General features: G+C 68.2%; 22 protein-coding genes. 15 read left to right on the forward strand and 7 right to left on the reverse strand.

The window, feature by feature from the left end; genetic code table 11:
* The first annotated feature begins 60 nt into the window (after positions 1–60).
* The 6 genes from AC2YG9_RS16170 (at position 61) to rodA (ending at position 7295) form a co-directional block, all read left to right on the forward strand.
* A complete protein-coding gene (locus tag AC2YG9_RS16170) occupies positions 61–1062 on the forward strand; it encodes a hypothetical protein (protein ID WP_487299011.1) in 1002 nt (333 codons plus the stop codon).
* 213 nt (positions 1063–1275) lie between these two features.
* Entirely contained in the window at positions 1276–2319 is a 1044-nt protein-coding gene (locus AC2YG9_RS16175; protein WP_271064850.1) for a rod shape-determining protein, read from the forward strand.
* A gap of 128 nt (positions 2320–2447) precedes the next feature.
* Positions 2448–3575 (forward strand): rod shape-determining protein MreC, encoded by a 1128-nt coding sequence (gene mreC, locus AC2YG9_RS16180; RefSeq protein ID WP_487299012.1) that lies wholly within the window; start codon positions 2448–2450, stop codon positions 3573–3575.
* Entirely contained in the window at positions 3572–4087 is a 516-nt protein-coding gene (locus tag AC2YG9_RS16185) for a hypothetical protein (protein ID WP_487299013.1), read from the forward strand. Before mreC ends, AC2YG9_RS16185 begins: the two co-directional genes overlap by 4 nt.
* Positions 4084–6144, forward strand: coding sequence for a penicillin-binding protein 2 (gene mrdA, locus AC2YG9_RS16190; RefSeq protein ID WP_487299014.1), 2061 nt, complete (start codon positions 4084–4086; stop codon positions 6142–6144). Before AC2YG9_RS16185 ends, mrdA begins: the two co-directional genes overlap by 4 nt.
* A complete protein-coding gene (rodA, locus tag AC2YG9_RS16195; protein WP_487299015.1) occupies positions 6141–7295 on the forward strand; it encodes a rod shape-determining protein RodA in 1155 nt (384 codons plus the stop codon). The genes mrdA and rodA overlap by 4 nt, the downstream gene beginning before the upstream one ends.
* Here rodA and AC2YG9_RS16200 read toward each other — a convergent pair.
* The gene (locus AC2YG9_RS16200) at positions 7292–8512 is read right to left on the reverse strand and encodes a nucleotidyl cyclase domain-containing protein (RefSeq protein ID WP_487299016.1); all 1221 of its coding nucleotides are present in this window, start codon (positions 8510–8512) and stop codon (positions 7292–7294) included. The genes rodA and AC2YG9_RS16200 overlap by 4 nt on opposite strands.
* A gap of 97 nt (positions 8513–8609) precedes the next feature.
* On the opposite strand from AC2YG9_RS16200, the gene AC2YG9_RS16205 reads away from it, so the two are divergent.
* The 5 genes from AC2YG9_RS16205 to AC2YG9_RS16225 are packed head-to-tail and all read left to right on the forward strand — an operon-like array spanning position 8610 to position 14478.
* Positions 8610–10391 (forward strand): putative 2OG-Fe(II) oxygenase, encoded by a 1782-nt coding sequence (locus AC2YG9_RS16205; protein ID WP_487299017.1) that lies wholly within the window; start codon positions 8610–8612, stop codon positions 10389–10391.
* Between the two features lie 41 nt (positions 10392–10432).
* The gene (locus AC2YG9_RS16210; protein ID WP_487299018.1) at positions 10433–11263 is read left to right on the forward strand and encodes a hypothetical protein; all 831 of its coding nucleotides are present in this window, start codon (positions 10433–10435) and stop codon (positions 11261–11263) included.
* Positions 11264–11306: 43 nt separating this feature from the next.
* Positions 11307–11684, forward strand: coding sequence for a fluoride efflux transporter CrcB (crcB, locus tag AC2YG9_RS16215; RefSeq protein ID WP_487299019.1), 378 nt, complete (start codon positions 11307–11309; stop codon positions 11682–11684).
* Entirely contained in the window at positions 11681–12670 is a 990-nt protein-coding gene (locus tag AC2YG9_RS16220) for an RluA family pseudouridine synthase (protein WP_487299020.1), read from the forward strand. Before crcB ends, AC2YG9_RS16220 begins: the two co-directional genes overlap by 4 nt.
* Entirely contained in the window at positions 12667–14478 is a 1812-nt protein-coding gene (locus AC2YG9_RS16225; protein WP_487299021.1) for a putative 2OG-Fe(II) oxygenase, read from the forward strand. Before AC2YG9_RS16220 ends, AC2YG9_RS16225 begins: the two co-directional genes overlap by 4 nt.
* On the opposite strand, the gene AC2YG9_RS16230 is transcribed toward AC2YG9_RS16225, so the two are convergent.
* Positions 14475–15692 carry a DUF1501 domain-containing protein gene (locus AC2YG9_RS16230; RefSeq protein WP_487299022.1) on the reverse strand — a complete coding sequence of 406 codons (1218 nt, stop codon included), beginning with the start codon at positions 15690–15692 and terminating at the stop codon, positions 14475–14477. The two genes, AC2YG9_RS16225 and AC2YG9_RS16230, sit on opposite strands and share 4 nt — an antisense overlap.
* Positions 15689–17104: a DUF1800 domain-containing protein gene (locus AC2YG9_RS16235; protein ID WP_487299023.1), complete on the reverse strand. Its 1416-nt coding sequence runs from the start codon at positions 17102–17104 to the stop codon at positions 15689–15691. The genes AC2YG9_RS16230 and AC2YG9_RS16235 overlap by 4 nt, the downstream gene beginning before the upstream one ends.
* A gap of 83 nt (positions 17105–17187) precedes the next feature.
* On the opposite strand from AC2YG9_RS16235, the gene AC2YG9_RS16240 reads away from it, so the two are divergent.
* The 3 genes from AC2YG9_RS16240 (at position 17188) to AC2YG9_RS16250 (ending at position 20308) form a co-directional block, all read left to right on the forward strand.
* Positions 17188–17916 carry an ATP12 family chaperone protein gene (locus AC2YG9_RS16240; protein WP_487299024.1) on the forward strand — a complete coding sequence of 243 codons (729 nt, stop codon included), beginning with the start codon at positions 17188–17190 and terminating at the stop codon, positions 17914–17916.
* A gap of 71 nt (positions 17917–17987) precedes the next feature.
* Positions 17988–19520 carry an acyl-CoA carboxylase subunit beta gene (locus AC2YG9_RS16245; protein WP_487299025.1) on the forward strand — a complete coding sequence of 511 codons (1533 nt, stop codon included), beginning with the start codon at positions 17988–17990 and terminating at the stop codon, positions 19518–19520.
* Positions 19517–20308 (forward strand): Abi-alpha family protein, encoded by a 792-nt coding sequence (locus AC2YG9_RS16250; RefSeq protein WP_487299026.1) that lies wholly within the window; start codon positions 19517–19519, stop codon positions 20306–20308. The genes AC2YG9_RS16245 and AC2YG9_RS16250 overlap by 4 nt, the downstream gene beginning before the upstream one ends.
* Positions 20309–20428: 120 nt before the next feature.
* Here the strand turns inward: AC2YG9_RS16250 and AC2YG9_RS16255 are convergent, their stop codons facing one another.
* A complete protein-coding gene (locus AC2YG9_RS16255) occupies positions 20429–20680 on the reverse strand; it encodes a FliM/FliN family flagellar motor switch protein (RefSeq protein WP_487299027.1) in 252 nt (83 codons plus the stop codon).
* A gap of 55 nt (positions 20681–20735) precedes the next feature.
* Here AC2YG9_RS16255 and lipB point away from each other — a divergent pair, with 55 nt between their 5' ends.
* A complete protein-coding gene (lipB, locus tag AC2YG9_RS16260; protein ID WP_487299028.1) occupies positions 20736–21458 on the forward strand; it encodes a lipoyl(octanoyl) transferase LipB in 723 nt (240 codons plus the stop codon).
* A gap of 20 nt (positions 21459–21478) precedes the next feature.
* Here the strand turns inward: lipB and AC2YG9_RS16265 are convergent, their stop codons facing one another.
* The 3 genes from AC2YG9_RS16265 to AC2YG9_RS16275 are packed head-to-tail and all read right to left on the reverse strand — an operon-like array spanning position 21479 to position 22717.
* Entirely contained in the window at positions 21479–21841 is a 363-nt protein-coding gene (locus tag AC2YG9_RS16265) for a hypothetical protein (RefSeq protein WP_487299029.1), read from the reverse strand.
* 13 nt (positions 21842–21854) lie between these two features.
* Positions 21855–22253: a DUF805 domain-containing protein gene (locus AC2YG9_RS16270; protein WP_487299030.1), complete on the reverse strand. Its 399-nt coding sequence runs from the start codon at positions 22251–22253 to the stop codon at positions 21855–21857.
* Positions 22254–22306: 53 nt separating this feature from the next.
* On the reverse strand, positions 22307–22717 hold the full coding sequence (locus AC2YG9_RS16275; protein WP_487299031.1) for a DUF805 domain-containing protein: 411 nt from the start codon (positions 22715–22717) through the stop codon (positions 22307–22309).
* Positions 22718–22865: the final 148 nt, after the last annotated feature.

Raw genomic sequence — 22865 nt, forward strand, 5'->3', positions numbered from 1 at the left:
CGTTCTGGGGATGCGGCAACCCCTGGCAGGCCGCATGTTTCGGGCTGAAGGAGGCCGTGCATGCGCGCCGTCTGTCTGAGCTTCGCCCTGCTCCTGTCGGCGCCGGCCGCCCTGGCCGCCGAGCCGACCTTCATCGAGCAGCTGGCGGCCCGAGGTCCGCAGGACCTTCGGGTGGCCGAAGGGCTTGGCGCGGTGTTGCCGGACGCCAGGGCGCGGGTGTCGGTCGAGGACGGCGTGATGGTCGTCGAAATCCGGCGTGACAAGGACGCTCCGCCGCAGGTGTTTCGCTACAACGGCAAGGGCTTCAAATACGACGACATCTGGCCGGACACAGGCCCCGACTTCGATACCGGCCGCTTCTGCCGGGGCGGCGGCAATGCCGATCGCTATGAGATTCAGTGCTTCAGCCGGTCTTCCCTGCGCAGCCGGGCCCTGCGGCCGCCGGACACCATCTGGACCCTGCGCCTGTCGGCCGACGGCCTGCGGGTGGTGAAGAGCGGCTTTCGAGAACGATTGACGCTGACGCCGCTGAACCCGGCGCCCAGTGGCGGGCGCCGGCTCGATCCCGGTGTGGCGGCCAACCTGGGCGACGCCCTGACTCAGTTGGCCGCGCACCGCGACGGCTACATGTTCGGCGGCGCCAGCGGGGGCGGGGAGTGGTACGGCTCCGACCTGTGGCTGCGTGAGGTGAAGGGGCTCGATTTCAAGCTCGAACGCACCGTCCTGCCGGATCGTGGCGGGCGCTCCGACCAGGTGCCGGCGATCTGGTCGTTCGACTACCAGGGGCCGGACAGGAAGGACCCGACACTGCTGACCTGGCTCATGGTGCGCAAACGCAAGGGCGTTCCGGAAGCCGATTTCTGGTGCGTCGGACGGACGGCGGGAACCGTCGTCAGCGTCAGTTGCCACAAGGGCGGCAAGCCCTCCGACGTCAAGGGAAAGCCGGACGTGGCCTTCAAGTTCGAGCCGTTCCCGGAATGGCAAATTCGTGTCGAACCGGGCTCCGACAACGCCTTTTCCTCGGTCGGCAGCAACAACCTCGAACCGCTGCCGTTCCCCTAAGTCCGGGTTCCCGACCAAACGTTCCGTGACTTGGTGAAACGGCGCTCAGTTTAGACCTTGAAATCAACACGTTCGCGGGGCAAACGCGTCACGTTCCGCAATGCTTTGGACCAAACCGCGAATCTGGGGGCCCCGGGGGCTTTTTCGCATGGTGCAGGGCTTGCAGGGCAGCGCTTCGCCCGTCCCGATTTGCACCTGACCTCAAGGCCCTGAATGTTCGGCTCTCTCTTCGGCGCCATGTCCAACGACATCGCCATCGACCTCGGCACCGCCAACACCCTGATCTATCAGAAGGGTAAGGGCATCGTTCTGAATGAGCCGTCGGTCGTGGCCCTGCGCAACATCGGCGGCCGCAAGAGCGTCCACGCCGTCGGCATCGAAGCCAAGCAGATGCTGGGCCGCACCCCCGGCCACATGGAAGCCATCCGTCCGATGCGCGACGGGGTCATCGCCGACTTCGAAGTCGCCGAGGAGATGATCAAGTACTTCATCCGCAAGGTTCACAACCGCAAGGGCTTCGTGAACCCCAAGGTGATCGTCTGCGTGCCGTCGGGCGCCACCGCCGTCGAACGCCGCGCCATCAACGACAGCTGCCTGAACGCCGGCGCCCGCCGCGTCGGCCTGATCGACGAGCCGATGGCCGCCGCCATCGGCGCCGGCCTGCCGATCCATGAGCCGACCGGCTCGATGGTCGTCGACATCGGCGGCGGCACCACCGAGGTGGCGGTTCTGTCCCTGTCGGGCATCGTCTATTCGCGCAGCGTGCGGGTCGGCGGCGACAAGATGGACGAAGCCATCATCAGCTACATGCGCCGCCACCATAACCTGCTGATCGGCGAGACCACCGCCGAGCGTATCAAGAAGGAAATCGGCACGGCCCGTTCGCCGGCCGATGGCGAAGGCCTGTCGATCGACGTCAAGGGCCGCGACCTGATGCAGGGCGTGCCGCGCGAAGTGCGTATTTCGGAAAAGCAGGCCGCCGATGCGCTGGCCGAACCGGTCAACCAGATCGTCGAGGCCGTAAAGGTCGCCCTGGAAGCCACCCCGCCGGAACTGGCCAGCGATATCGCCGATAAGGGCATCATGCTGACCGGCGGCGGCGCCCTGTTGCGCGGCCTGGACGCCGAGATCCGCGACCACACCGGCCTGCCGGTCACCGTGGCCGACGATCCGCTGTCCTGCGTGGCGCTTGGCTGTGGCAAGGTTCTTGAACACCCCAAGTGGATGAAGGGCGTTCTCGAGAGCACGCTCGTCTAAACTTCTCGAATCGGGACTTCTTGTCCCAGCGGGAAGACGGCAGGCGGAAGTGTGTGCGGTTCCGCCGCCCGTCGTCTTCCCAACCAAACATTTCTAGATCCGCTTTGCGGATCTAGGGGAGATATCGGGTGGCGTTCCGCCAGGACACGTTTGGCGATCTGAAGGTGCCCCTCGCCTGGACGGCCGGGGTCGCCCTGGTCGTCTGCGTCGTCATCGCCATCGCCCTGATGCTGTCGGACCGTCGCGGCACGGTCGAGAACACCGCCCAACAGGCCACCCAGACCGCCGTCGACAACGTCGTGGCCCCGGTCGGCGATGTGGTCGCCCAGCCTGGTCGCTGGATCAGCGGCGGCTTCTCCTGGCTGGGAAGCTATTTCGACGCGGCCGGTGAGAACCGCCGGCTGAAACAGGAGCTGCAGGACGCCCGCCGGGTCGAGGACCGGGCCACCGCCCTGGCGCTGGAAAACGCCCGGCTGCGCACCATGCTGAACGTCCGCACCGAGCCGGCCATGCCAATGATCACGGCGCGCGTGGTGTTCGACGGTCGCGGCCCCTTCCGCCGGGCTCAGCTGGCCAATGCCGGGACCGACAAGGGCGTGGCCATCGGCTATCCCGTTATCAGCGAGCGCGGCGTCATCGGTCGGGTGGTCGGCGTGTCGTCGAATGCCAGCCGCATCCTGCTCCTGAAGGACGTCTCCTCGCGCACGCCGGTGATGATCGCCCGCAGCAACGCCCGCGCCATCCTGACCGGCGATGGCGGCGATAATCCGCGCCTCGACAACCTGCGCGGCCCCGATCCGGTCAAGCCGGGCGACCGGGTGCTGACCAGCGGCGACGGCGGTGTCTATCCGCGCGGTCTGCCGGTCGGCCGGGCCGTAAAGGGCCTGGACGGCAAATGGCGGGTGGCCCTGGACAGCGACGCCACGGCCCTCGACTGGGTGCGGATCATTCAATTCAAGGACTTCTCCCAGCTGGCCGACGACAAGGCGCTTAACTCCGGCGTCATGCCCGACATCAAGACCGAGGACCCAGCGGCCCTGGCGGCCAGGACCATCCTGGCCCCGGCGCCCAAGCCGCCCGCTCCGGTTGGTGCGCCGCCGCCCGCTGCAACGCCTGCGGTAAAGGCCCAGACTCCGCCGGCCGCCAAGACCGCGCCGCCGCCCGCACCGAAAACCGCAGCGCCTCCGCCGGCCGCCAGGCCGCCGGCGCCGAAGCCGGCCGCCAAACCCGACGCGACGCCGGGGGGCATGCCGTGAGCCTGCAGGCCGCTCGGCCGCTCGATCCCTGGCGCTGGATGGGCGCGCCGGCCCTGCTTTGCCTGCTGGCCACCCTGCTACTTGGCCTGCCGTTCCGCCTGCTGGGGCTGCAGCTGCCCGAGCCGGTGTTTCCGATGATCTGCGTCTTCTCCTGGGCGGTGATCCGGCCCTCGATCCTGTCGCCGATCGTCATCCTGGTCATCGGCCTGATCCTCGATTTGCTGTGGGGTACGCCGTTCGGCCTCTGGAGCCTTTCCATGCTGATCGGCTACGGCCTGACCCTGGCCATGCGGGCCATGATGACGGGCCAGAGCCGGATGATGATGTGGGCCTGGTACGCGGGCGTCACCGGCGTGGTGCTGATCGCCGGCTTTCTGTTCACGATGCTGCAGTCGGGCGCGACGCCGAACGTCATCGGCATGATCTGGCAACTTCTCGCCACCAGCCTGCTGTATCCGTTCGCGCACCGACTGATCGACCGCTTCGACGACGCGGATGTGAGGTTCCGGTGAGCGAGCCGTCCATCTTCTTCAGCGAGGTCAATCGCCGTCAGGGCGACTTCAACCGGCGCGCCTTCCTGTTGGGCGGCATCACGGGTCTCGGCATGGCCGCGCTCGGGACGCGGCTGGCCTATCTGCAGGTGGTCGAGGCCCAGCGCTATCAGATGCTGGCCAGCTCCAACCAGTTCAACTTCATCATGGTGCCGCCGCCGCGCGGGCGGATCCTCGACCGCAACGGCGCGGTGCTGGCCTCCAACCGCCCCAATTTCCGGCTGACCGTCTATCGGGACGAGGACACCGACGTCGAGCGGGTGGTCAACAACCTGGCCAAGCTGGTGCCCATCGATCCGGCCAGGATTCCGCGGCTGATCAAGGACATCAAACGCGCGCCCAAGAAGGCCCCGGTGCCGGTCATGGAAGACCTGACCTGGGAGCAGTTCAGCCGCATCAACGTCCGCGCGCCGGAACTGCCGGGCGTTTCGGCCGACATGGCCGAGGTGCGGGTCTATCCCTACGGCGGCGCCTTCGCCCACGTCATCGGCTATGTCGCCAAGGTCAACGACAAGGACATCAAGAAGGTCAAGGACGCCGGCCAGACGCCCGACCCGCTGCTGTTCAATCCCGGCTTCCGCATCGGCCGCCAGGGGGTTGAGAAGGCCTTCGATCTGGAGCTGCGGGGCAAGGCCGGGGGCAAGAAGGTCGAGGTCGACGCCAAGGGCCGCGTGGTGGCCGAGGACCCCGGCGGCGACCTGCCGCCGGTGCCGGGCGACGAAATCAGACTGACTCTCGATGTCGATGTTCAGCGGCGGGCGCTGGAGGTGTTCGGCGAGGAGAGCGGCGCCGCGGTGCTGATGGACTGCCGCACCGGCGACATCCTCTGCATGATGTCGGCCCCGGCCTTTGACGCCAACGGCTTCGTGCGCGGCCTTTCGGGACCGGAGTACCGGGCTCTGGCGCAGTACGAACGCAACCCGCTGCTCGACAAGGCTCTGTCGGGGACCTACCCGGCCGGCTCGACCTTCAAGCCGACCACGGCGCTGGCCCTGCTGGCGGCCGGGATCAATCCCAAGGAGCGGGTGGTCTGCACGGGCGGCTACCACTACGGCAACCGCACGTTCCGCTGCTGGAAGGCCGGCGGCCATGGCGCGCAGGACATGCACGACGCCATCAAGAACAGCTGCGACACCTATTTCTACCATCTATGCAACCGCGCCGGCATCGACCTGATCGCCGATACCGCCAAGAAGCTGGGCTTCCAGCAGGTCTTCGACATCGGCATTCCGGGCCAGTCCCGGGGGCTCATCCCGAACAAGGCCTGGAAGAAGGAGGCCTTCAAGAAGGCTGCCAATCCCGACGCGAGGGTCTGGCACCTGGGCGAGACGCTGTCGGTGGCGATCGGGCAGGGGGCCGTCACGGTCAATGCCCTGCAGCTCTGCGTCGCCACGGCCCGCATCGCCAACAGCCGAAAGGCGTTGAATCCCCGGCTTATCAAGTCGGTCGGCGGCAAGGAGCTGCCCTCGGGCGCCGCCGTTCCCGACCTGCCGATCCCCAAGGAGCACCTGGACATTGTTCGCAACGCCATGGCGGCGGTGGCCAACGACACCACCGGCGGCGCCTATCGTCAGAGCCAGCTGGGTCTCGGCGACGTGCTGATGGCCGGCAAGACCGGCACGGCCCAGTCGCGCGACTACAAGGTCGGCGAGTCGCGCAAGAACGCCGGCCTTGCCTGGAAGCTCAAGGACCACAACCTCTTCATCGCCTTCGCACCGGTCGACAATCCGCGCTACGCCCTGTCGGTCATCGTCCAGCACGGCGGCGTCAGCGGCTCGCTGGCGGCGGCGCCGCGGGCGCGTGAGATCATGCGCACGGCGCTGCTCAAGGACCCGGAAATCAGGGCCCGCATCGAGAAGCCGCTGCCCCCGCCAGAACTCGATCCCAACGCTGACGTCGAGGGCGTTCAGCCCGCCCAGCCGGCCCAACCGGCCGAGGGCATCGAGCCGCTGGCCCCGGCGGGCGAAGGCATCTCGAACCCGCCGCCCGCAGCGGTTCCCGGAGCACCCGGCCGATGACCATGTCCGCCCTGTCCCGGCCCGGCGAGCGTGACCGGCCGCTGATCAAGTTTCTAGAGATCGACTGGGTCTTCTGCCTTCTGCTGTGCCTGATCGCCGGCGCCGGGTCGCTGATCATGTACTTCGTCGCCGGCTCCAGCTGGACGCCCTGGGCCGCCGCACATCTGGTGCGCTACGGCATCTTCTTTGTCGCAATGATCGTGCTGGCCATGGTCCCGCTGCGGTGGTGGTTCGAGACGGCCTATCCGGTCTATGCGGTCGGCCTCTTCCTGCTGGTGCTGGTCGAGCTGTTCGGCGACGTTTCGAAGGGAGCCCAGCGCTGGCTTGAGATCGGCCCGGCGCGCTTCCAACCGTCCGAGATCATGAAGATCGGCATCGTGCTGGCCCTGGCGCGCTTCTATCACGGGGTTTCGGCCGAGAGCGCCCGGATGAGCTGGTGGCTGCTGATCCCGCTCGCGCTGATCGCCGCCCCGACTCTGCTGGTCGCCCACCAGCCCGACCTCGGCACCGCCATCCTGGTTGGCTCCACGGGCGTCGCGATCATGGTCCTGGCCGGGCTGGACTGGAAACTGATCGTCGGCGGCATCGTCGCCACCCTGGCCGCCCTGCCGCCCTTCATTTTCTTCGTTCTGCAGGAATACCAGCGAAAGCGGGTCTTCACCTTCCTCGAACCTGAAAAGGACCCGAGCGGCGACGGCTATCACATCCTGCAGTCCAAGATCGCGCTCGGCTCCGGCGGCTTCCTCGGCAAGGGCCTGGGTCTGGGCAGCCAGAGCCAGCTCGACTACCTGCCCGAAAAGCACACCGACTTCATATTCGCGGCCCTGTCCGAACAGCTGGGCTTCCTCGGCGCCGCAACGGTGCTTCTGCTCTACGTCGGGATCATCTTCATGGCCCTGCGCATCGCCGCCACCAGCCACAGCCATTTCGGCCGCCTGGGCTCGGCCGGGGTGACGGCGACGTTTGCCCTCTATGTGCTGATCAACGGGGCCATGGTCATGGGCATGGCGCCGGTCGTCGGGGTGCCGATGCCGCTGCTGAGCTACGGCGGCACCGTCATGATGACCGTGATGATCGGCTTTGGCCTGGTGCTGTCGACCCGCGTGCACCGCTACAGCGAAGTGACCAGCGGCCGCGGAAGCCTGCTCTAGGCGGCCGACCGGGTGGCGGTGAGGACAGCGCCGCGCACCGCTGCGTGGGTCATGCCGGCCACTTCGGCGACGGCGAAATAGTCGTCTGACGGCAGGCCCTGGACGGCCACGGCAGGCGCCAGACCTCGCGCCTGGCGACCGAAGTCCAGCAGGCTGGCGGCCAGTTTCGAGGCGTCGCTGGTCAGCTCGGAGGCGTCCATGGTCACGCCGGCCAGCCGCGCCCCGCGCAGCGGCTCCAGCGCGTCCTTTGCCAGGCCCCCGCGCACGAAGACGCCGCGGGTGAGGGTGCGGAGCAGCCCCACCACCTCGATCAGCCGCCCGGGCGGGGTGCCACGGTCGACGTCGTTGAGCTCGACCAGCAGGCCGGTGCGGGCCAGGTCCGGGGCCTGGCCGGCGGCGGCGATCAGCATGCCGCGACCTTTTCGGGCCATCATGGTGCGGAAGGAGGCCGGCAGGATCAGCGGCGTACGCGACCGGTCCTGACCGGCGGGCAGGAAAAGGGCGCCATAGTCCATGGTCGCCTGATCGATCTGCTCCAGCTCGTCGTCGCTCAGCCGGATCAGCTGGCGGGCGGCGAATACCCGGCCGCTGGCCTCGTCGGTGACGGTCGGCTCGACCCGCAGGGCGGCGGTGACCTGGTGGCGCAGGCTGACCAGATGTTCCAGCGCGAAATCGACCCGCAGCCGGGCGCCGCTGGCGGTGACGAAGCTGGCCGGGTTGCGGCGGGACTCCTCGCGCGGGTCGATGCCGAAGCGATGAGGCGAGTCCGGGGCGTCTTCGGTGCGGCGGGCCACGGCGATGATGCGCGGGTCCAGCTCGGCGCAGCGCAGCTCGTCGCCGTTGACCTCGGTGACGGTGCGCAGCTTCAGCTGGGAGGGCTTGGCCTCGCCCAGGAAGTGGCTGAGCACCTCTTCCAGAATGCGCAGCGCCACGGCCTGGGCGGCGGCGCCGTGCTCGCTGGTCATGGCGATCAGGAAGTCGGTGTCGCCGATGCGCTGGAAGATGTCGCCGGGCTGCAGATGCTCGGCCATGCGACGCTGGACATAGGCCCAGACGGCGGCGCGGTTGCGTTCCCAGCGCTCACCGACCTTGTCGCGGACGGCCTCGACGCTGATGACCGTGATCCCGCCGCGCGCGGCCAGATCCGCGCCGGCCACCCGTTCGAGAACGGCGGCGACATCGGCGGCGGCGATGCGGTCGAGGGGCGGAGCGTTCATCTGCGCGGCACGGTGCCGCAGGTGCGCTTAACGCCGCGTATATATGCCCAGGTTGAGGAACGATATCGCTGTGGAGGGTTGCGGGTATAACTGCGCCATGAGCCCCGATCAGTTGAATCGCTTCCGCCAGGCCGAACAGCTTTTGCGCGGCGGCCGGCCCGTCGAAGCCCGCGCCATGCTTGCGGCCGTGGGCATGGAAGCGGCGACCACGCCGCCCGTCTGGTGGGCCCTGGGGGCGGCCTGCCGCGCGGCGGGCGACACAGTCGGCGCCGAGCGGGCGCTGCGCCATCTGGTCCGGATCGACGGGGGCAGGGCTCAGGGCTGGGTGGCGCTGGGCGAGGTGATGGCCGCCGCCGGGCGGGCCGAAGAGGCGCTGGAGGCCTGGCGCAACGCCCTGGCGGCTGATCCCGACCATCCCGTGGCTTCGGCAGTGGCGCAGCAACTGGCCCTCGAGGGCGACACCGAAGAAGCGCTGGCCATCCTCGCCCCGGCGCTCTCGAAGCCGCCTGAGGTCGGGACCCTGGCGGTGCGCGGCGTGCGCGCCTGGATCTATCGCCGGCTGGGCCGCCTGGATGAGGCGCTCGACGACCTGCGGATCGCCGCCGGCTTGGCCCCGGAAGAGGCCGAGGTGCATTTCGACCGCGCCGCCGTCTCGGCTCAGCTCAACAGGGGCGCCGAAACCGTCGAGGCCGGTCGGCGGGCCCAGGCGCTGGGGATGAAGTCGGCGGACCTCACCCAACTGATCGCGCATGGCGAGCGGCTGAGCGGCGATCTGGCGGCCTGCGAGGCGACCTTGCGCGACGGCCTGCGCCACTGGCCGGAGGACGAGGGACTGCATCGCGACCTTGCGGCCCTGCGCTGGAGCCTGACCGGCGACGCCGCCGAAGCGACGCGCGAGATCGACACGGCCCTGGCCTTCAAACCCGGCGAGCCGGGGTTGCTGGTCCTCAAGGCGCGGGTGCTGGAATACGCCGGTGAGGCCGACGCCGCCAGGGCCGTGCTGGCCGAGGCGGCCGCCGATTTCGCCGCCCCGCCGCTGGTGCTCAGCGCCGCCGCCCGGCTGGCCATCGCGGTCGATCCGGAAGCGGCCGCCGGCATGGCGCAGCGGGCCCTGGCCCGGGAAGCCGACGATCCCTTTGCCCTGGCCGCCCTGGCCGAGGCCATGCTGGCGACCGGCGACACCCTCGCGGCGGATGCGGCGGTCGAGCGTCTGTTGGCCATCGCCCCCCACGATGAGCACGCTCACTCGATCCGTCAGCTGGTCTGGCGTCTGAACGGCGATCCCCGCTACGCCGAGGCCTGCGACTACGAGACCATGGTCTCGACCCAGACCATCGCCACGCCGCCTGGCTGGGATAGTCTGGAGGCCTATCTCGCCGACCTGGCGGTGGCCCTGCGCGCGCTGCACGGCGGCAAGGCCCATCCGGTCGGTCAGTCCCTGCGCGGCGGCACCCAGACCGACAAAAGCCTGGCCGAGAGTGACGATCCGGCCATCCGCGCCTTCTTCCAGGTGATAGAGGCGCCTATCGCCGCCCATATCCTCGGCATGACCGGCGAGGCGAGGCCGCACCGGGTCGTGCGCTCCTGGTCGGTGCGGCTGGCGCCCGGCGGTGTGCACATCGACCACCTGCACAAGGCCTGGATTTCCTCGGCCTTCTACGTCGCCCTGCCGCCCGAGGTCGACGCCGGCGGCAAGGCCGGCTGGTTGCGGCTGGGCAAGCCGGGGCTGATGACGACCCCGCCGCTGGAAGCCGAACGCTGGATCCAGCCCAGGCCCGGCATGCTGGCCCTGTTCCCCAGCGCCATGTGGCATGGCACGGAACCGTTCGAGGACGGCGAGGAGCGACTGACGATCGCCTTCGACGTCGATCCGTCATGAGCCCGATACTGGCGGCCGGGCGAAGGATCAGGCAGGCTTCCATGATGCGCCTGCCGCCTGCTCTGTTTGTCGTCCTGTACGGCCTGATGGTGTCGCCGGCCTTCGCGGCGGAGCCGGCGGTGATGGTGAAGCCGTCCGACCCGGAGACTATCCGGACCTGCTTTCGCCTCGCCTCGATCCGCTACATGCGTGCGGGCATCGAAGCCCGGTTGAACGCCGAGGATGTGGCCGCGGGCAGAGAGCCTGTCGATCTCGACGAGACTGAAGAAGATGGGGAGAAACCCGGCCCCGACCCACGTGCGCTCTTCCTCGGATGGGAGAAGGCGCTTGTCGCCGACTGGCGTGCCCGGGGCCTTGGCGACAACGAGATCGCGGCGGAAGCCGAGACACTGGGAAAAACCTTCAAGCCCATGATGATGGGCGAGATGCAGGGCGACTTGTACGACGAAAAGCAGCGCTGCCGGGACCTTCTCGTCGTGCGATCGGTCGACAATCAAAGCACCTTTGAAATGACGGATGCGCTCGATCCGGCTGATTTCGGAGACATGGACTTCAGACCTGACAGCCCAATGATTGATGACGACAATCTGGTCATATGTCTGGGCCAGGCAGAGATGGTCCGGCTGGTTGTCGGAGCCGCGTCCCTGGACACGGAGACCCGTTTCTACAGGCTCCGCCGGCAGCGGGATGCGGCCTCCTACGATCAGTCGCTGGCAGCCGCTTTCGGGATCCTTTCCGATCAGGTGAGCAAGGACTTCGATTTCAGTGTCGACGACGACCACATCGACACGACCGAAGAGATCGACGCCAAGTTCAGGAAGGCGGAAGAACGCCGCGCCGAACGCCGCGCGCTTTGCGCCAGCTACAACTGACCCAAGGGGGTGCGGAACCGCCCGGTTTCGCTATAAGGCGCGGATGGACAAGCTATTTCTGGTGGCCGCCGGCGGGGCGGCGGGCTCGGTGGCCCGGTATCTCACCGGGACGCTGACCGCGCGCTGGGGCGGATGGCCGTGGGGTACGCTGACGGTGAACATCCTCGGCGGCCTGTTGATGGGTCTTCTGATCGGGACCCTGGCCCTGCGTGGCGGGGACGGGCAGGAGCGGATCCGGCTGTTGGCCGGCGTCGGCTTCCTGGGTGGCTTCACCACCTTCTCGGCCTTCTCGCTGGAGGTGGTGGGCATGATCGAGCGGCGCGACATGGCCGGGGCGGCCGGTTACGCCACGGTGTCGGTGATCGCGTCGGTCGCCGCTGTCTTTGCAGGGCTGATGCTGGCCCGGAGGGTCTTCGCGTGAGCGTCAGAGAGGTCAAGTCGCTGATCGTCGCCGATGGCGAGGACGGCAGCCGCCTGGACCGCTGGCTCCGGCGGCGCTGGCCGCACCTTGGCCAGATCCAGATCCAGAAGCTGACCCGCACCGGCCAGCTGCGCGTCGACGGCGGGCGGGCCAAGCCCGACACCCGGCTGGCCGCCGGCCAGATCGTCCGCGTGCCGCCGCTGCCCGACGCCCCGCCGGCCGGCGAGAAGAAGAAGATCAGCGACCGCGACGCGGCCTACGTCCGTTCACTGGTGCTCTATGAAGACGACGAGGTCATCGCCCTTAACAAGCCCGCAGGCCTGGCGGTCCAGGGGGGCACCAAGACGCCACACCACATTGACCGGCTGCTGTCGGCATGGGGCGAGGGGCTGGAGCGGCCGCGTCTGGTCCACCGTCTTGACCGCGACACCTCCGGCGTCCTGATCCTCGGCAAGAGCCCGGGCGCGGCCGCCAAGCTGTCGGGGGCCTTCGCCCGGCGCAAGGCCAGGAAAACCTACTGGGCCATCGTCTCGGGCAACCCCAAGCCCGCCGAAGGGGTCATCGAACTGCCCCTGATGAAGACCGGTGTCGGCGACCGCGAACTGGTCGTCGCGGCCGACCCAAAGGACCCGCGCGGCGATCCGGCCGAGACCGAGTACGTCACCCTGAGCCGGGCCGCCCACCGAGCCGCCTGGATGGCCCTGCGCCCGCACACCGGCCGCACCCACCAGCTGCGCGCCCATATGCAGGCTATCGGTCACCCGATCCTGGGCGACCCGAAATATTCCAATGACAAGAGCAGCGAACTCAGCGGTGGCATCAAGCTGCAACTGCACGCCCGCCGCCTGGTCGTGCCGCATCCCAGCGGCGGCCTCATCGATGTGACCGCGCCGATCAGCCCCGAACTGCGGGCCGGCTTCGAGCGCTTCGGCTTCCATGAATCGGAAGTCGATGAAGACCCCTTTGCCCGGAGATCCAAGCGTTGACCCCCGAACAGGCCCGTATGATGGCCACCGTTGAATTCCACCTGCAGGGCGGCCGTCCCGAGCAGGCGCAGCAGGTGCTGGCTCATGTCGCGGGGGCCATCCCCAACGAGCCGCGCGTCTGGTGGGCCCAGGCGACCCTGGCCCAGATGGCCGGCGATCCGGCCGGCGTTGAGAAGGCCCTGCGGCGCGTCGCCGAGCTGGACAAGGCCGGGCCGCTGGCGCCCACCGCGCTGGGCGAGTTCCTCTACGAACAGGGCCGGGGCGATGATGCCGCCGAGGCCTGGCGCGAGGCCCACAGGCGCGATCCGCGCTTCGTTTCGGGCACGCTTAGCCTGACGCAGTACCTGATCGACAAGGGCGAGGCGGCCGAGGCGATCGCCGTGCTCGACAAGAGCCTGGCCGGCGGGCCAGATCCGTCCTTCCTCACCGTGCGGGCCAGCGCCCATGGCCATCGCGGCGACACCCAGGCGGAACTGGCGGACTATGAGGCCGCCGTCGCCGCTTCCGGCGGCGATCCGCTGGCGCTGCAGAACCTGGCCATGGCGCAGTCCGGCGCCGGCCGCCCGACCGAGGCCGAAGCGACCATCCGCAAGGCCATCGATCGCCAGCCCGGCTCGGCGACCCTGCATCGGGCCCTCGGCCACTACCTGCTGGCCCGCGACGCCTTCGAGGAGGCCCAGGCCGCCTTCGAGGCGGCGCTGACGCAGGATCCGGACGATCCGGGCACGCACCGCGACCTCTCGCAATTGATCTGGACCCGGACCGGGGATGTGGCCGCCGCCGGCGCCCGCCTCGACGCCTCCCTGGCCGGCAAGACCGGCAACGCGGCCGCGCCGCTGCTGGTCGTGAAGGGCCAGCTGCTGGAATACACCGGCGACACCGAGGGCGCGATCGCCTCCCTGGTTCCCGCCGCCGAGCATCCGGACGCGCCAAACTATCTGCTGTGCGCGGCGTCGCAGGTGGTGTTGGCGAGCGATCCGATCCGGGCCGCCCTGCTGGCCGCCCAGGCGGTCAGCCGCGCGCCGATGGACACCTTCGGCCTGGCCACCCTGGCCCAGGCGCAACTGGCCGCCGGCGACGTCAACGGCGCCGAGGTCACGGCCGAAAAGCTGCGCCGCATCGACCCGCTCGACCAGCACGGCATCGCCCTGCAGGCTACGGCCTGGCGGATGAAGGACGATCCCCGCTACGCGTCCCTGGCCGATCATGCGGCGCTGGTTAAGGCCGTCGTGATCGAGACCCCGGAGGGCTGGTCCAGCCTGGAGGCCTTCCTCGCCGACCTGGCCAAGGCGCTCGACGCGGTGCATCAGGCCAAGGCCCATCCGATCGGCCAGACCCTGCGCGGCGGCACCCAGTCTAAAGGCCGGCTGGACCAGAGCGACGATCCGGTCATCCAGGCCTTCTTCAAGGCCATTGACGCGCCGATCCGCGCTTACATCGCGGGGCTTGGCGAGGGCGACGATCCGATGCGCGGCCGTCCGCACGGCGACGGCTACCGGTACACCGGCAGCTGGTCGGTGCGGCTGGCGCCGGGCGGGCGGCATGTCGACCACCTGCATCCCGGCGGCTGGATTTCCTCGGCCTTTTACGTCGCCCTGCCGCCCAGCGTGCAGGCCGATGGCGACGAAGGCTCCCTGCGCTTCGGCCATCCGGGCACGCCGACCAAGCCGCCGCTGGAGGCGGAGTACCGCGTCAAGCCGCAGCCGGGGATGCTGGTGCTGTTCCCCAGTTTCATGTGGCACGGCACCGAGCCGTTCGGCGGCGACGAGCCCCGGTTGACGATCGCCTTCGACGTGGTCCCGGCCTAGACCAGACCCGTCACGGGCGCCACGCCGGCGCTGTCGGGGAAGACCGTCGTGTCGAGCGCGCGGCGGTCGACGCCCATGTGGTCGGCCAGCAGGCCCTTGAACAGGGCCCGGCTGTCGACGGTCGGGCGGGTGTCGCGGCCTTCATAGAGGGCCGTCTCCTTCAGGGTCGGCCAGTCTCCGACGATGCCGCCCTTCTTGAGCGCCCCGCCCAGCAGGATGGCGGTCGAACCGGTGCCATGGTCGGTGCCGCCGGTGCCGTTGACCCGCGCCGTGCGGCCGAACTCGGTGGCGAACACCACCACCGTCTTGTTCCATTGGGCGCCCAGCCCCTCGCGCAGACCCTCGGCCAGGGAGTCGAGGTAGGCGAGGCGGTTGGCCAGCACCCCCTGGGCCGCCCCCTGGTTGGCATGGGTGTCGAAGCCTTCGGCCGACAGGGCGACCATCTGCGGACCCTCCGGCTGAACCATGAAGCCGGCAACCGTCTGGCCGATGCGCTTGGCCGAGGCCTGGCCCTGGCGCTGCAGGCCGGCCAGGCCGCCGCCCATCTCGCCGGGGGGCGCCTTGCTCATGCTGGTCAGGGCCGCCTTGGCCATGTCCTCGGTCTCCAGACCCTGGGCGAGGGCGGGGGCGAGCAGGGGATCGCCGGCGTAAAGGTCCATCAACAGGCCCGGCAGGCGAGGGCTCTTCTCGCTGGCCCGTCCGGGCGACCAGGCGCCGGTCTGCACCGGGCCGCGCAGGATCAGCGGCGAGGTGGCGCCGACCGACAGGGCCGGGACCCTGCGGTCGCCCATGGCCGCCAGAGCGCGGTTGAGCCAGCCGCTGTCGGTGGCGTAGACGCCGCCCGCCCCGGTCTCCAGCACGTCCTGGGCCTCGAAGTGGCTGCGGGCGCGGTCCGGGCTGGCCATGGCCGGCACGATGCGGGCCTCGCCCTGCCGCGCCATGGCGTGAATGGCGGCCAGCGAGGGATGCAGGGCGAAGGTGGAGTCGAGTCTCAGGGCCGCGTCGGCCGGGATGGCGATGCCCTTTCGCAGGGCCGCGTAGTCCGGATCGCCGATCGGCGGCGAGACGCTGAGGCCGTCCATACCGCCCCGGCAGACCACAACCACCAGCTTGTGGCCGGTCGCCTGCGCGAAGGCATTGGCGCCCATGAAGGTGACGCTGAGGCCGGCCCCGGCGGCCAGCAGCGAGCGGCGGGTCAGGAGGGGGACGGTCATCGGCGCTGGAACTCCGGGGACATCAAAAGCAGGGAAAGCGCTTCGGGACGGGATTCGGCGCGGGCCACGGCCTTGCCGGTGCGCTCGCTGAGCCGAGCGCCGAGGGCCGAGCGGGCCAGGGCGTCGGGGTCGCGCTCGGGCGCGACCACGGCGGAGAAGGACTCGGCCCAGGCCATGCGCTTGATCAGGGCGTCGGGCGTCGCCCAATAGGCCCCGTCGTCCGGCCAGCCCTTGGGCGAGGGCGGCGAATAGGCCCGCATCCCCAGCCCGTTGAGCGTCGGGGCGATGTGTTCGATGGCCCCCGGCTGACCGCCGATCAGGCGATAGCCGGAAAGGACGAACTCGTAGGGCGTCTTGAACTTGTGCGGCTCTGGCGCCCAGGCGTGAGGCGAGGCGATCAGGGCCCGGGCGACCTCGCCCAGATGTCCATTGCTCGCCAGCCAGGCCTTCTCCAGGTCGGCGACCAGCGCCGGCGGAGGCGCGTCGGCGACGAAGTGGCGGGCGATCTTGGCGCAGATGAAGCGGGCCGTCTTCGGGTTGGCGGCCAGGTCCTTCATCACCGCCGCCGCCTGGTCGACGCCGGCGTCCTTGTAGCGTTTGCCCATGACCGTGCGGTCGCCCGGCTCGTGGGCGTACTCGCGGAACACGAACCTGCCGAACTTCTCCGGCTCTCGCTGATTGCCGACGCTCCAGCCGGTCATGCATCGGGCGAACTCGGTGACATCGGCCTGGCTGTAACCGCCATCGACGCCGACGGTGTGCAGCTCGAGGATTTCGCGGGCCAGGTTTTCGTTGAGGCCGCCGGTGCGGTTGCGCTGATTGGGACGCCGCTGCAGGGCCATGCCGATGCGGCTGCCCGGGCCAGTCGACTGCGCCTGGTCCAGATAGAGCAGCATGGCCGGGTGGGCGCTGGAGGCGATCAGCAGGTCCTCGAACTTGCCGAACACCCGGGGCCGGATCGCCTCGGCCTCGAAGGGGCCGACGGTGACGGCGGTGATCAGTTTCACGCCCGAGACGGTGAAGTGGTTGCACCAGAACATCGCCCAGCGCTCGCGGAAGCTGGCGTCGGTGCTGGCGGCGTTGCGGGCCCGGAGGAGAAAGTCCTCGGCGGCGCCTTCGCGGATCATGCGGCCGGCGATCTGGACGGGGTCATTCCCGGGCGGCGTTTCCTTCATGTCCGCCTGTTCCATCCGCTGTTCGCGGCGGTCGGCGCGGAAGTTGCGGAATTCGGCGATGCGCGCGGCGCTCAGATCGTAGTTGGCGACGCCCAGGTCCGCGCCCCGGCCGACAATCTGGCGGCCCAGCCAGCCTTGCGGATCGGACCGGGCGGCCTCGATCTCGCCCGGTCGGGCGCCGAGGCCGAACCGGGTGGCGGCGATCGACGCCATCAGGTCTTTCGTGGGCAGGGCCAAGTCACGCTCCCTTGCAACATTCGCCGGCTTGCCCCACTTCCACGCCCGCGCGACACGCTTCCGTCGCGAACCAGGAAGAAGAGATGGCGCTCAAAGGTCCGGACGACACCGTGCAGACGGCGCGGCGGTTCTACAAGGCCGTGACAGTGGCCCCCGTCGATGGCGGTTTTGCGGTTCTGCTGGACGGGCGCTCGCCCAGGAGCCCGGGCGGCCTGCCCATGGTCACGCCGACCCAGGCGCTGGCGGACCTGGTCGCGGGGGAGTGGGAGCGCCAGAAGGAGTTCATCCTGATGGCCCAGATGCCGGCCACGCGGCTGGCCTTCACCGCCATCGAGAAGACCGCGCCGTCGCGCGCCGCCCTGGCCGACGAATTCGCCCGCTACGCCGGCAGCGACGCGCTCTGCTACTTCGCCGACCAGCCGACTGAGCTGATCGCCCGCCAGACGGCGGCCTGGGAGCCGGTGCTGCAGTGGGCGGAAGCCGAGCACAACCTCGCCTTCGAACGCGCCGCCGGCGTCATTCACCGGCCGCAGCCGGTCAAGACGCTGGAGCAGGCGAGGGCGCTGGCCCTCGCCATGGACGACTTCAGCCTGATCGCCCTGCTCAGCGCCACCAGCCTGTTCGGCTCGGCCCTGCTGGCCCTGGCCGTGCAGCGCGGCCGCCTGACCGGCGAGGAAGCCCACCACCTGGCCCGGGTCGACGAGGCCTTCCAGGAAGAGCGCTGGGGTGTCGACGAGGAGGCCGCCGACCGCACCGCCAACCGCCTGGGCGAGGCCCGCATGCTGGGCGCCTGGTTCGACGCCTTACGCTGACCTAGCGGGACGCTTGCGCCGCTCTCATCCGCGCTTTAACCCGTGCGCAGATCATTGTGTGGAGCAGGCGCGTGAAAGATATCCTCGCAGAGCTTGAACGTCGGCGCGAACAGGCCCGGGCCGGCGGCGGCGAGCGCCGTATCGCCAGCCAGCACGCCAAGGGCAAGCTGACGGCCCGCGAGCGTATCGACCTGCTGCTCGACGAGGACAGCTTCGAGGAGTTCGACATGTTCGTCGAACACCGCAGCCACGACTTCGGCATGCAGGACCAGCGGATCGCCGGCGACGGCGTGGTCACCGGCTGGGGCACCATCAACGGCAAGGTGGTCTTTGTCTTCTCCAAGGACTTCACCGTTTTCGGCGGCAGCCTGTCGGGCGCCCACGCGGCCAAGATCGTCAAGGTCCAGCGCCAGGCGGCCAAGGTCGGCGCCCCGATCATCGGCCTGTTCGACGCCGGCGGGGCCCGCATCCAGGAGGGTGTCGACAGCCTGGCCGGCTATGCCGACATCTTCCTCGAGAACGTGCTCTCCAGCGGCGTCATCCCGCAGATCAGCGTCATCATGGGCCCCTGCGCCGGCGGCGACGTCTATTCGCCGGCCATGACCGACTTCATCTTCATGGTGAAGGACACGAGCTACATGTACGTGACCGGCCCCGACGTGGTGAAGACGGTCACCAACGAGGAGGTCAGCCACGAGGACCTCGGCGGGGCCCGCGTCCACGCGGCCAAGTCGGGCGTCGCTGAAGGGGCCTTCGACAACGATCTGGAAGCCCTGACCCAGGTCCGCCGCCTGATCGACTTCCTGCCCTCGTCGAACCGCGAGAAGGCCCCGTCGCGCGAGAGCTTCGATCCGGGCGACCGCGCCGAGCCCAGCCTCGACACCCTGGTCCCGGCCAACCCGAACAAGCCCTATGACATCAAGGAGCTGATCTTCAAGATCGTCGACGAAGGCGATTTCTTCGAGATTTCAAGTGAATGGGCCAAGAACATCGTCTGCGGATTCGCCCGCATGGACGGTGAGAGCATCGGCATCGTCGCCAACCAGCCGCAGGTTCTGGCCGGCGTCCTGGACATCGACTCGAGCCGCAAGGCCGCCCGGTTCGTCCGCTTCTGCGACGCCTTCAACATCCCGCTGCTGACCCTGGTCGATGTGCCGGGCTTCATGCCGGGGACCAAGCAGGAGTACGGCGGCCTGATCAAGCACGGCGCCAAGCTGCTGTTCGCCTACGCCGAAGCCACCGTGCCCAAGGTCACCCTGATCACCCGCAAGGCCTACGGCGGCGCCTACGACGTCATGAGCTCCAAGCACCTGCGCGGCGACGTCAACTACGCCTGGCCGACCGCCGAGATCGCCGTCATGGGCTCCAAGGGCGCCGTCGAGATCATCTTCCGCGCCGACATCGGCGACCCGGAAAAGATCGCCGAGAAGGAAGCGGATTACAAAGCGCGGTTCGCGAACCCGTTCGTGGCGGCGAGCCGTGGCTACATCGACGACGTGATCATGCCGCATGGGACGCGGCGTCGGCTGGTGCGGGCGTTCAAGAGCCTGCGTGGGAAGGAGCTTTCCAACCCCTGGAAGAAGCACGATAACATACCACTATGACGGTTCAGCTGCCAGATATCGGACAAGAAGCTCAGAAGGGCATCGTTGCAGCCTTCAATGACCTTTTTGGCCCCGCGTTTAGAGAGTTCGGTCTCTACTTGGCGGACAAAGTCCGCTTTCATCGAGAGAACGCCTTGAGAAAGATCGCTCTCCGCGCGAAGGAGATCAGCGAGGAAATGGGGGAGGTGGGCCCCGCAGAAATGCCCGCCATAAAGTTTCTGATTCCATTTATGGAAGCTGCTTCCCTCGAGGAAGAAGACGAGATGGTCGACCTCTGGGCGCATTTGATGATTAGCGCCGGTGGTGCCTTCTCCTCGAAGCATATTCTTTTTAAGGAAGTTCTCTCAAAGATTAACGCTCACGACGCCGGTGTATTTGAGAAAATCATGATTGGCGTCGATGCTAAAGATGACATGCAATCAATTGCCTATCCGGATGAGATGATAAATCGCGAATTCAAAACTCGCTGGGAGAAATACGACGGAGACATGGAGAAGTTCTTTTCAAACATTATTGAATGTATGGATTTTTCTGGTCACAAGTTGCTTTCTGTTGGGGTGCACCCGAGGGGTGGAGAAACAGTAAGCAAGCCCATTTGGGTCGATGTGAAAAGCGATATCGATTCGTTGGAAGTTCTTCACCAGAATGGACTTGTAGTTTTAGATGTTGCAAATCTCACACCGCTGGATGATGTCGTGATAACGTGCACTAGAGTGTACATGACGCGCTTTGGGGCTGATTTTCACGCTGCAACGCACCCGGCAGCAGTTAGCGATGAACTGTTCTGACCATTCTGAAGCGGCATCTTATCTCGTAGTCTTGTGCATCTACGATCAACGGATCGAACCTCGCAGGCATTCGTTGGCGGTAGAAGCGGATGGCAAAAGGCCGAGCGGTCCCTGCGGGCTTCACCCGCCCCCGGCCATGAAGTCATAAACATCCGCCGCGCGCGTCACGGCGATGCTGATCTTGTCGTCGTTGATCTGGATTTCGCCGCGGGCGACGGGGTGGTTGTTGGCCAGGATCCAGACTTCGTCGGTGGCCTTGGCATCGAGCGGAATGACCGCGCCGCGGCCCATGCGCAACAGCTGGGCCATGGGCAGCTGCGAGCGGCCCAGGACCACGGAAATCTCGACGTTGACCGACTTGACCTGGCTCACTTAGACCCACCAACCCCTCGCGCAAACTCGGCGCAGGCCCCACATTGGCCGGAACATGCTTGATCACCAGTTAAGTTCCGAAGACGCGACGCCGCTTTTCGGCCGCGAGGACGGCGTTACGGCCGAATGGGCGGTGTCCACTGCGCCGGTGGCCTATCCCGACGCCGTGGCGGTCATGGAGCAACGGGCCGCTGACATCGCCGAGGGGCGGGCAGGGGAGCTGGTCTGGCTGCTGGAGCATCCGCCGCTCTACACCGCCGGGGTGTCGGCCAAGGACGGCGACCTCAAGGACAGCTCGCGCTTTCCCGTGTTCGAGAGCGGCCGGGGCGGGCAGTACACCTATCACGGGCCGGGCCAGCGGGTGGCCTATGTGATGCTCGACCTGACCAGGCGCGGGCGGGATGTCCGCCGGTTCGTCACGGCCCTGGAAACCTGGGTGATCGAGGCGCTGGGGGCGTTCAACGTGGTCGGCGAACTGCGCGACGGCCGGGTCGGCGTCTGGGTCGAGCGCAAGGGGCCGGGCTGGGCGCGCGAGGACAAGATCGCGGCGGTCGGGGTCAAGCTGCGCCGCTGGGTCAGCTTCCATGGCATCAGCCTGAACGTCGAACCGGACCTGAGCCACTTCGACGGCATCGTGCCCTGCGGCGTCACCGAGCATGGGGTGACGAGCCTGGTCGACCTCGGCCTGCCGGTGACCATGGACGAGACTGACGCGGCGCTGAAGTCGAGCTTCGAGCGGGTGTTCGGCGCCGTCACCGAGGTTCCGGCGCCGATATAGGCCCTACTTGCCCGCCATTCCTACTTGCCGGATTGACAGGCTTTCCAGGTCTGGAACTGCTTGCGGTCGCCGTTGCTGCGCAGGATCTTTTCGCCCCAGCCGAAGACGCTCTCGGGTTCCTGCGCACCCTCGTTGAGCCACAGGGTCTGTTCGGACGGGTTGACCATCCACTCCATCTCGCGGTCCGCGCCGACGGCGACCAGGCCGCAGACGTTGCCGTCGGCGCCGACCTTCACCTTGCGGAATTTCACCTTGGGGGTGCGGGCGTAGTTCTTGGCGATATCGACGCCGGCCTGGGCCTCGGGGCTCAGGTCCTCGGCGGCGATGGCCGCGCCGGCGGAAAACGTCAGGGCCAACACGGCCGCGGCGGTCACGAAACGCATCTCTTTACTCCAGCTAGGCAGTTTTCAGCGGGCTCTGCCCGAAACGGTTGGCCCCCGCCTCGCCCGGCATGACGCCGAGCTCGACCAAGGCCCAGATCACGATGGCCGAGAACACGAAGTCGAAAAAGCCCTGCGGCCAGGGAAACACGGCGACAACCGCCAGAATGATCAGTCCGGCCCACCAGCCGGACCGTCCCCGGTCATGCAGCCGCTTGGCCAGCAGGCAGCAGCCGCTGATCAGCAGCACCGGATAGACCACGAAGCCGGTCACCCACTGCAACGGCCCAGGCGTCACCCAGTAGTAGAGGAAGGCGACCCCGAACAGCAGAGCGCTGGTGATCAGGAAGGGGGTGCGCGCCAGCCGTCCCGTCGAGGAGAAGAAGAGCTCCGCCCAGTCCAGTTGGCCGTTCATCCGCCTTGCCGCTCCGACTCGCTTGGGGGCCATAGGCCCCGGTCGGTCCCTATCTAGGCGAGCGCGAGGTCTTCGGAAAGCGTGTCGCTGTCGCGGGCTGGGCCATAGGCGTTGTCCTCGGCCTCGCCGGCCCCCGCGATCAGGTTGAGGATCAGCCACAGCTGGCCGATGACCGGCGGCATGGCGAACAGCAGCATCCACCCGCTCAGGGAGCGGTCATGGCAACGCTTCACCGCCGCCGCCAGGGAAATCCAGATCGCATGGCTGGCGGCGATGCAGCCGGCCAGGTTGGCCCCGGCCTCCCAGATTCCGCGCACGCCGGTCTGGCTGGCGTAGCCCGCGCCGCCGACGACGATGAGAAGGAAGGTGAAGAAGTACCAGCCCACGAAGACGCCGATCTGGGTCAGCACAAACTCGCGCCGGCCGATACGGCCTTCAAGGCTGTAGATATGCGGAACGCCCATGTCCGATGCACCCGTCCTGAACGGGAGCCTAACGCCGATCTCCGGCGTTTCGATGCGTTCTCGATACGCGCCGCAGTCGAACTGCGGCGGCCTGTCGCACCTTTGCAACAGAATTGGTCGGCAGCCCGACCGTTACCCGCCCGTCCCT

It is taken from the genome of Caulobacter sp. SRI_014, assembly GCF_057586315.1.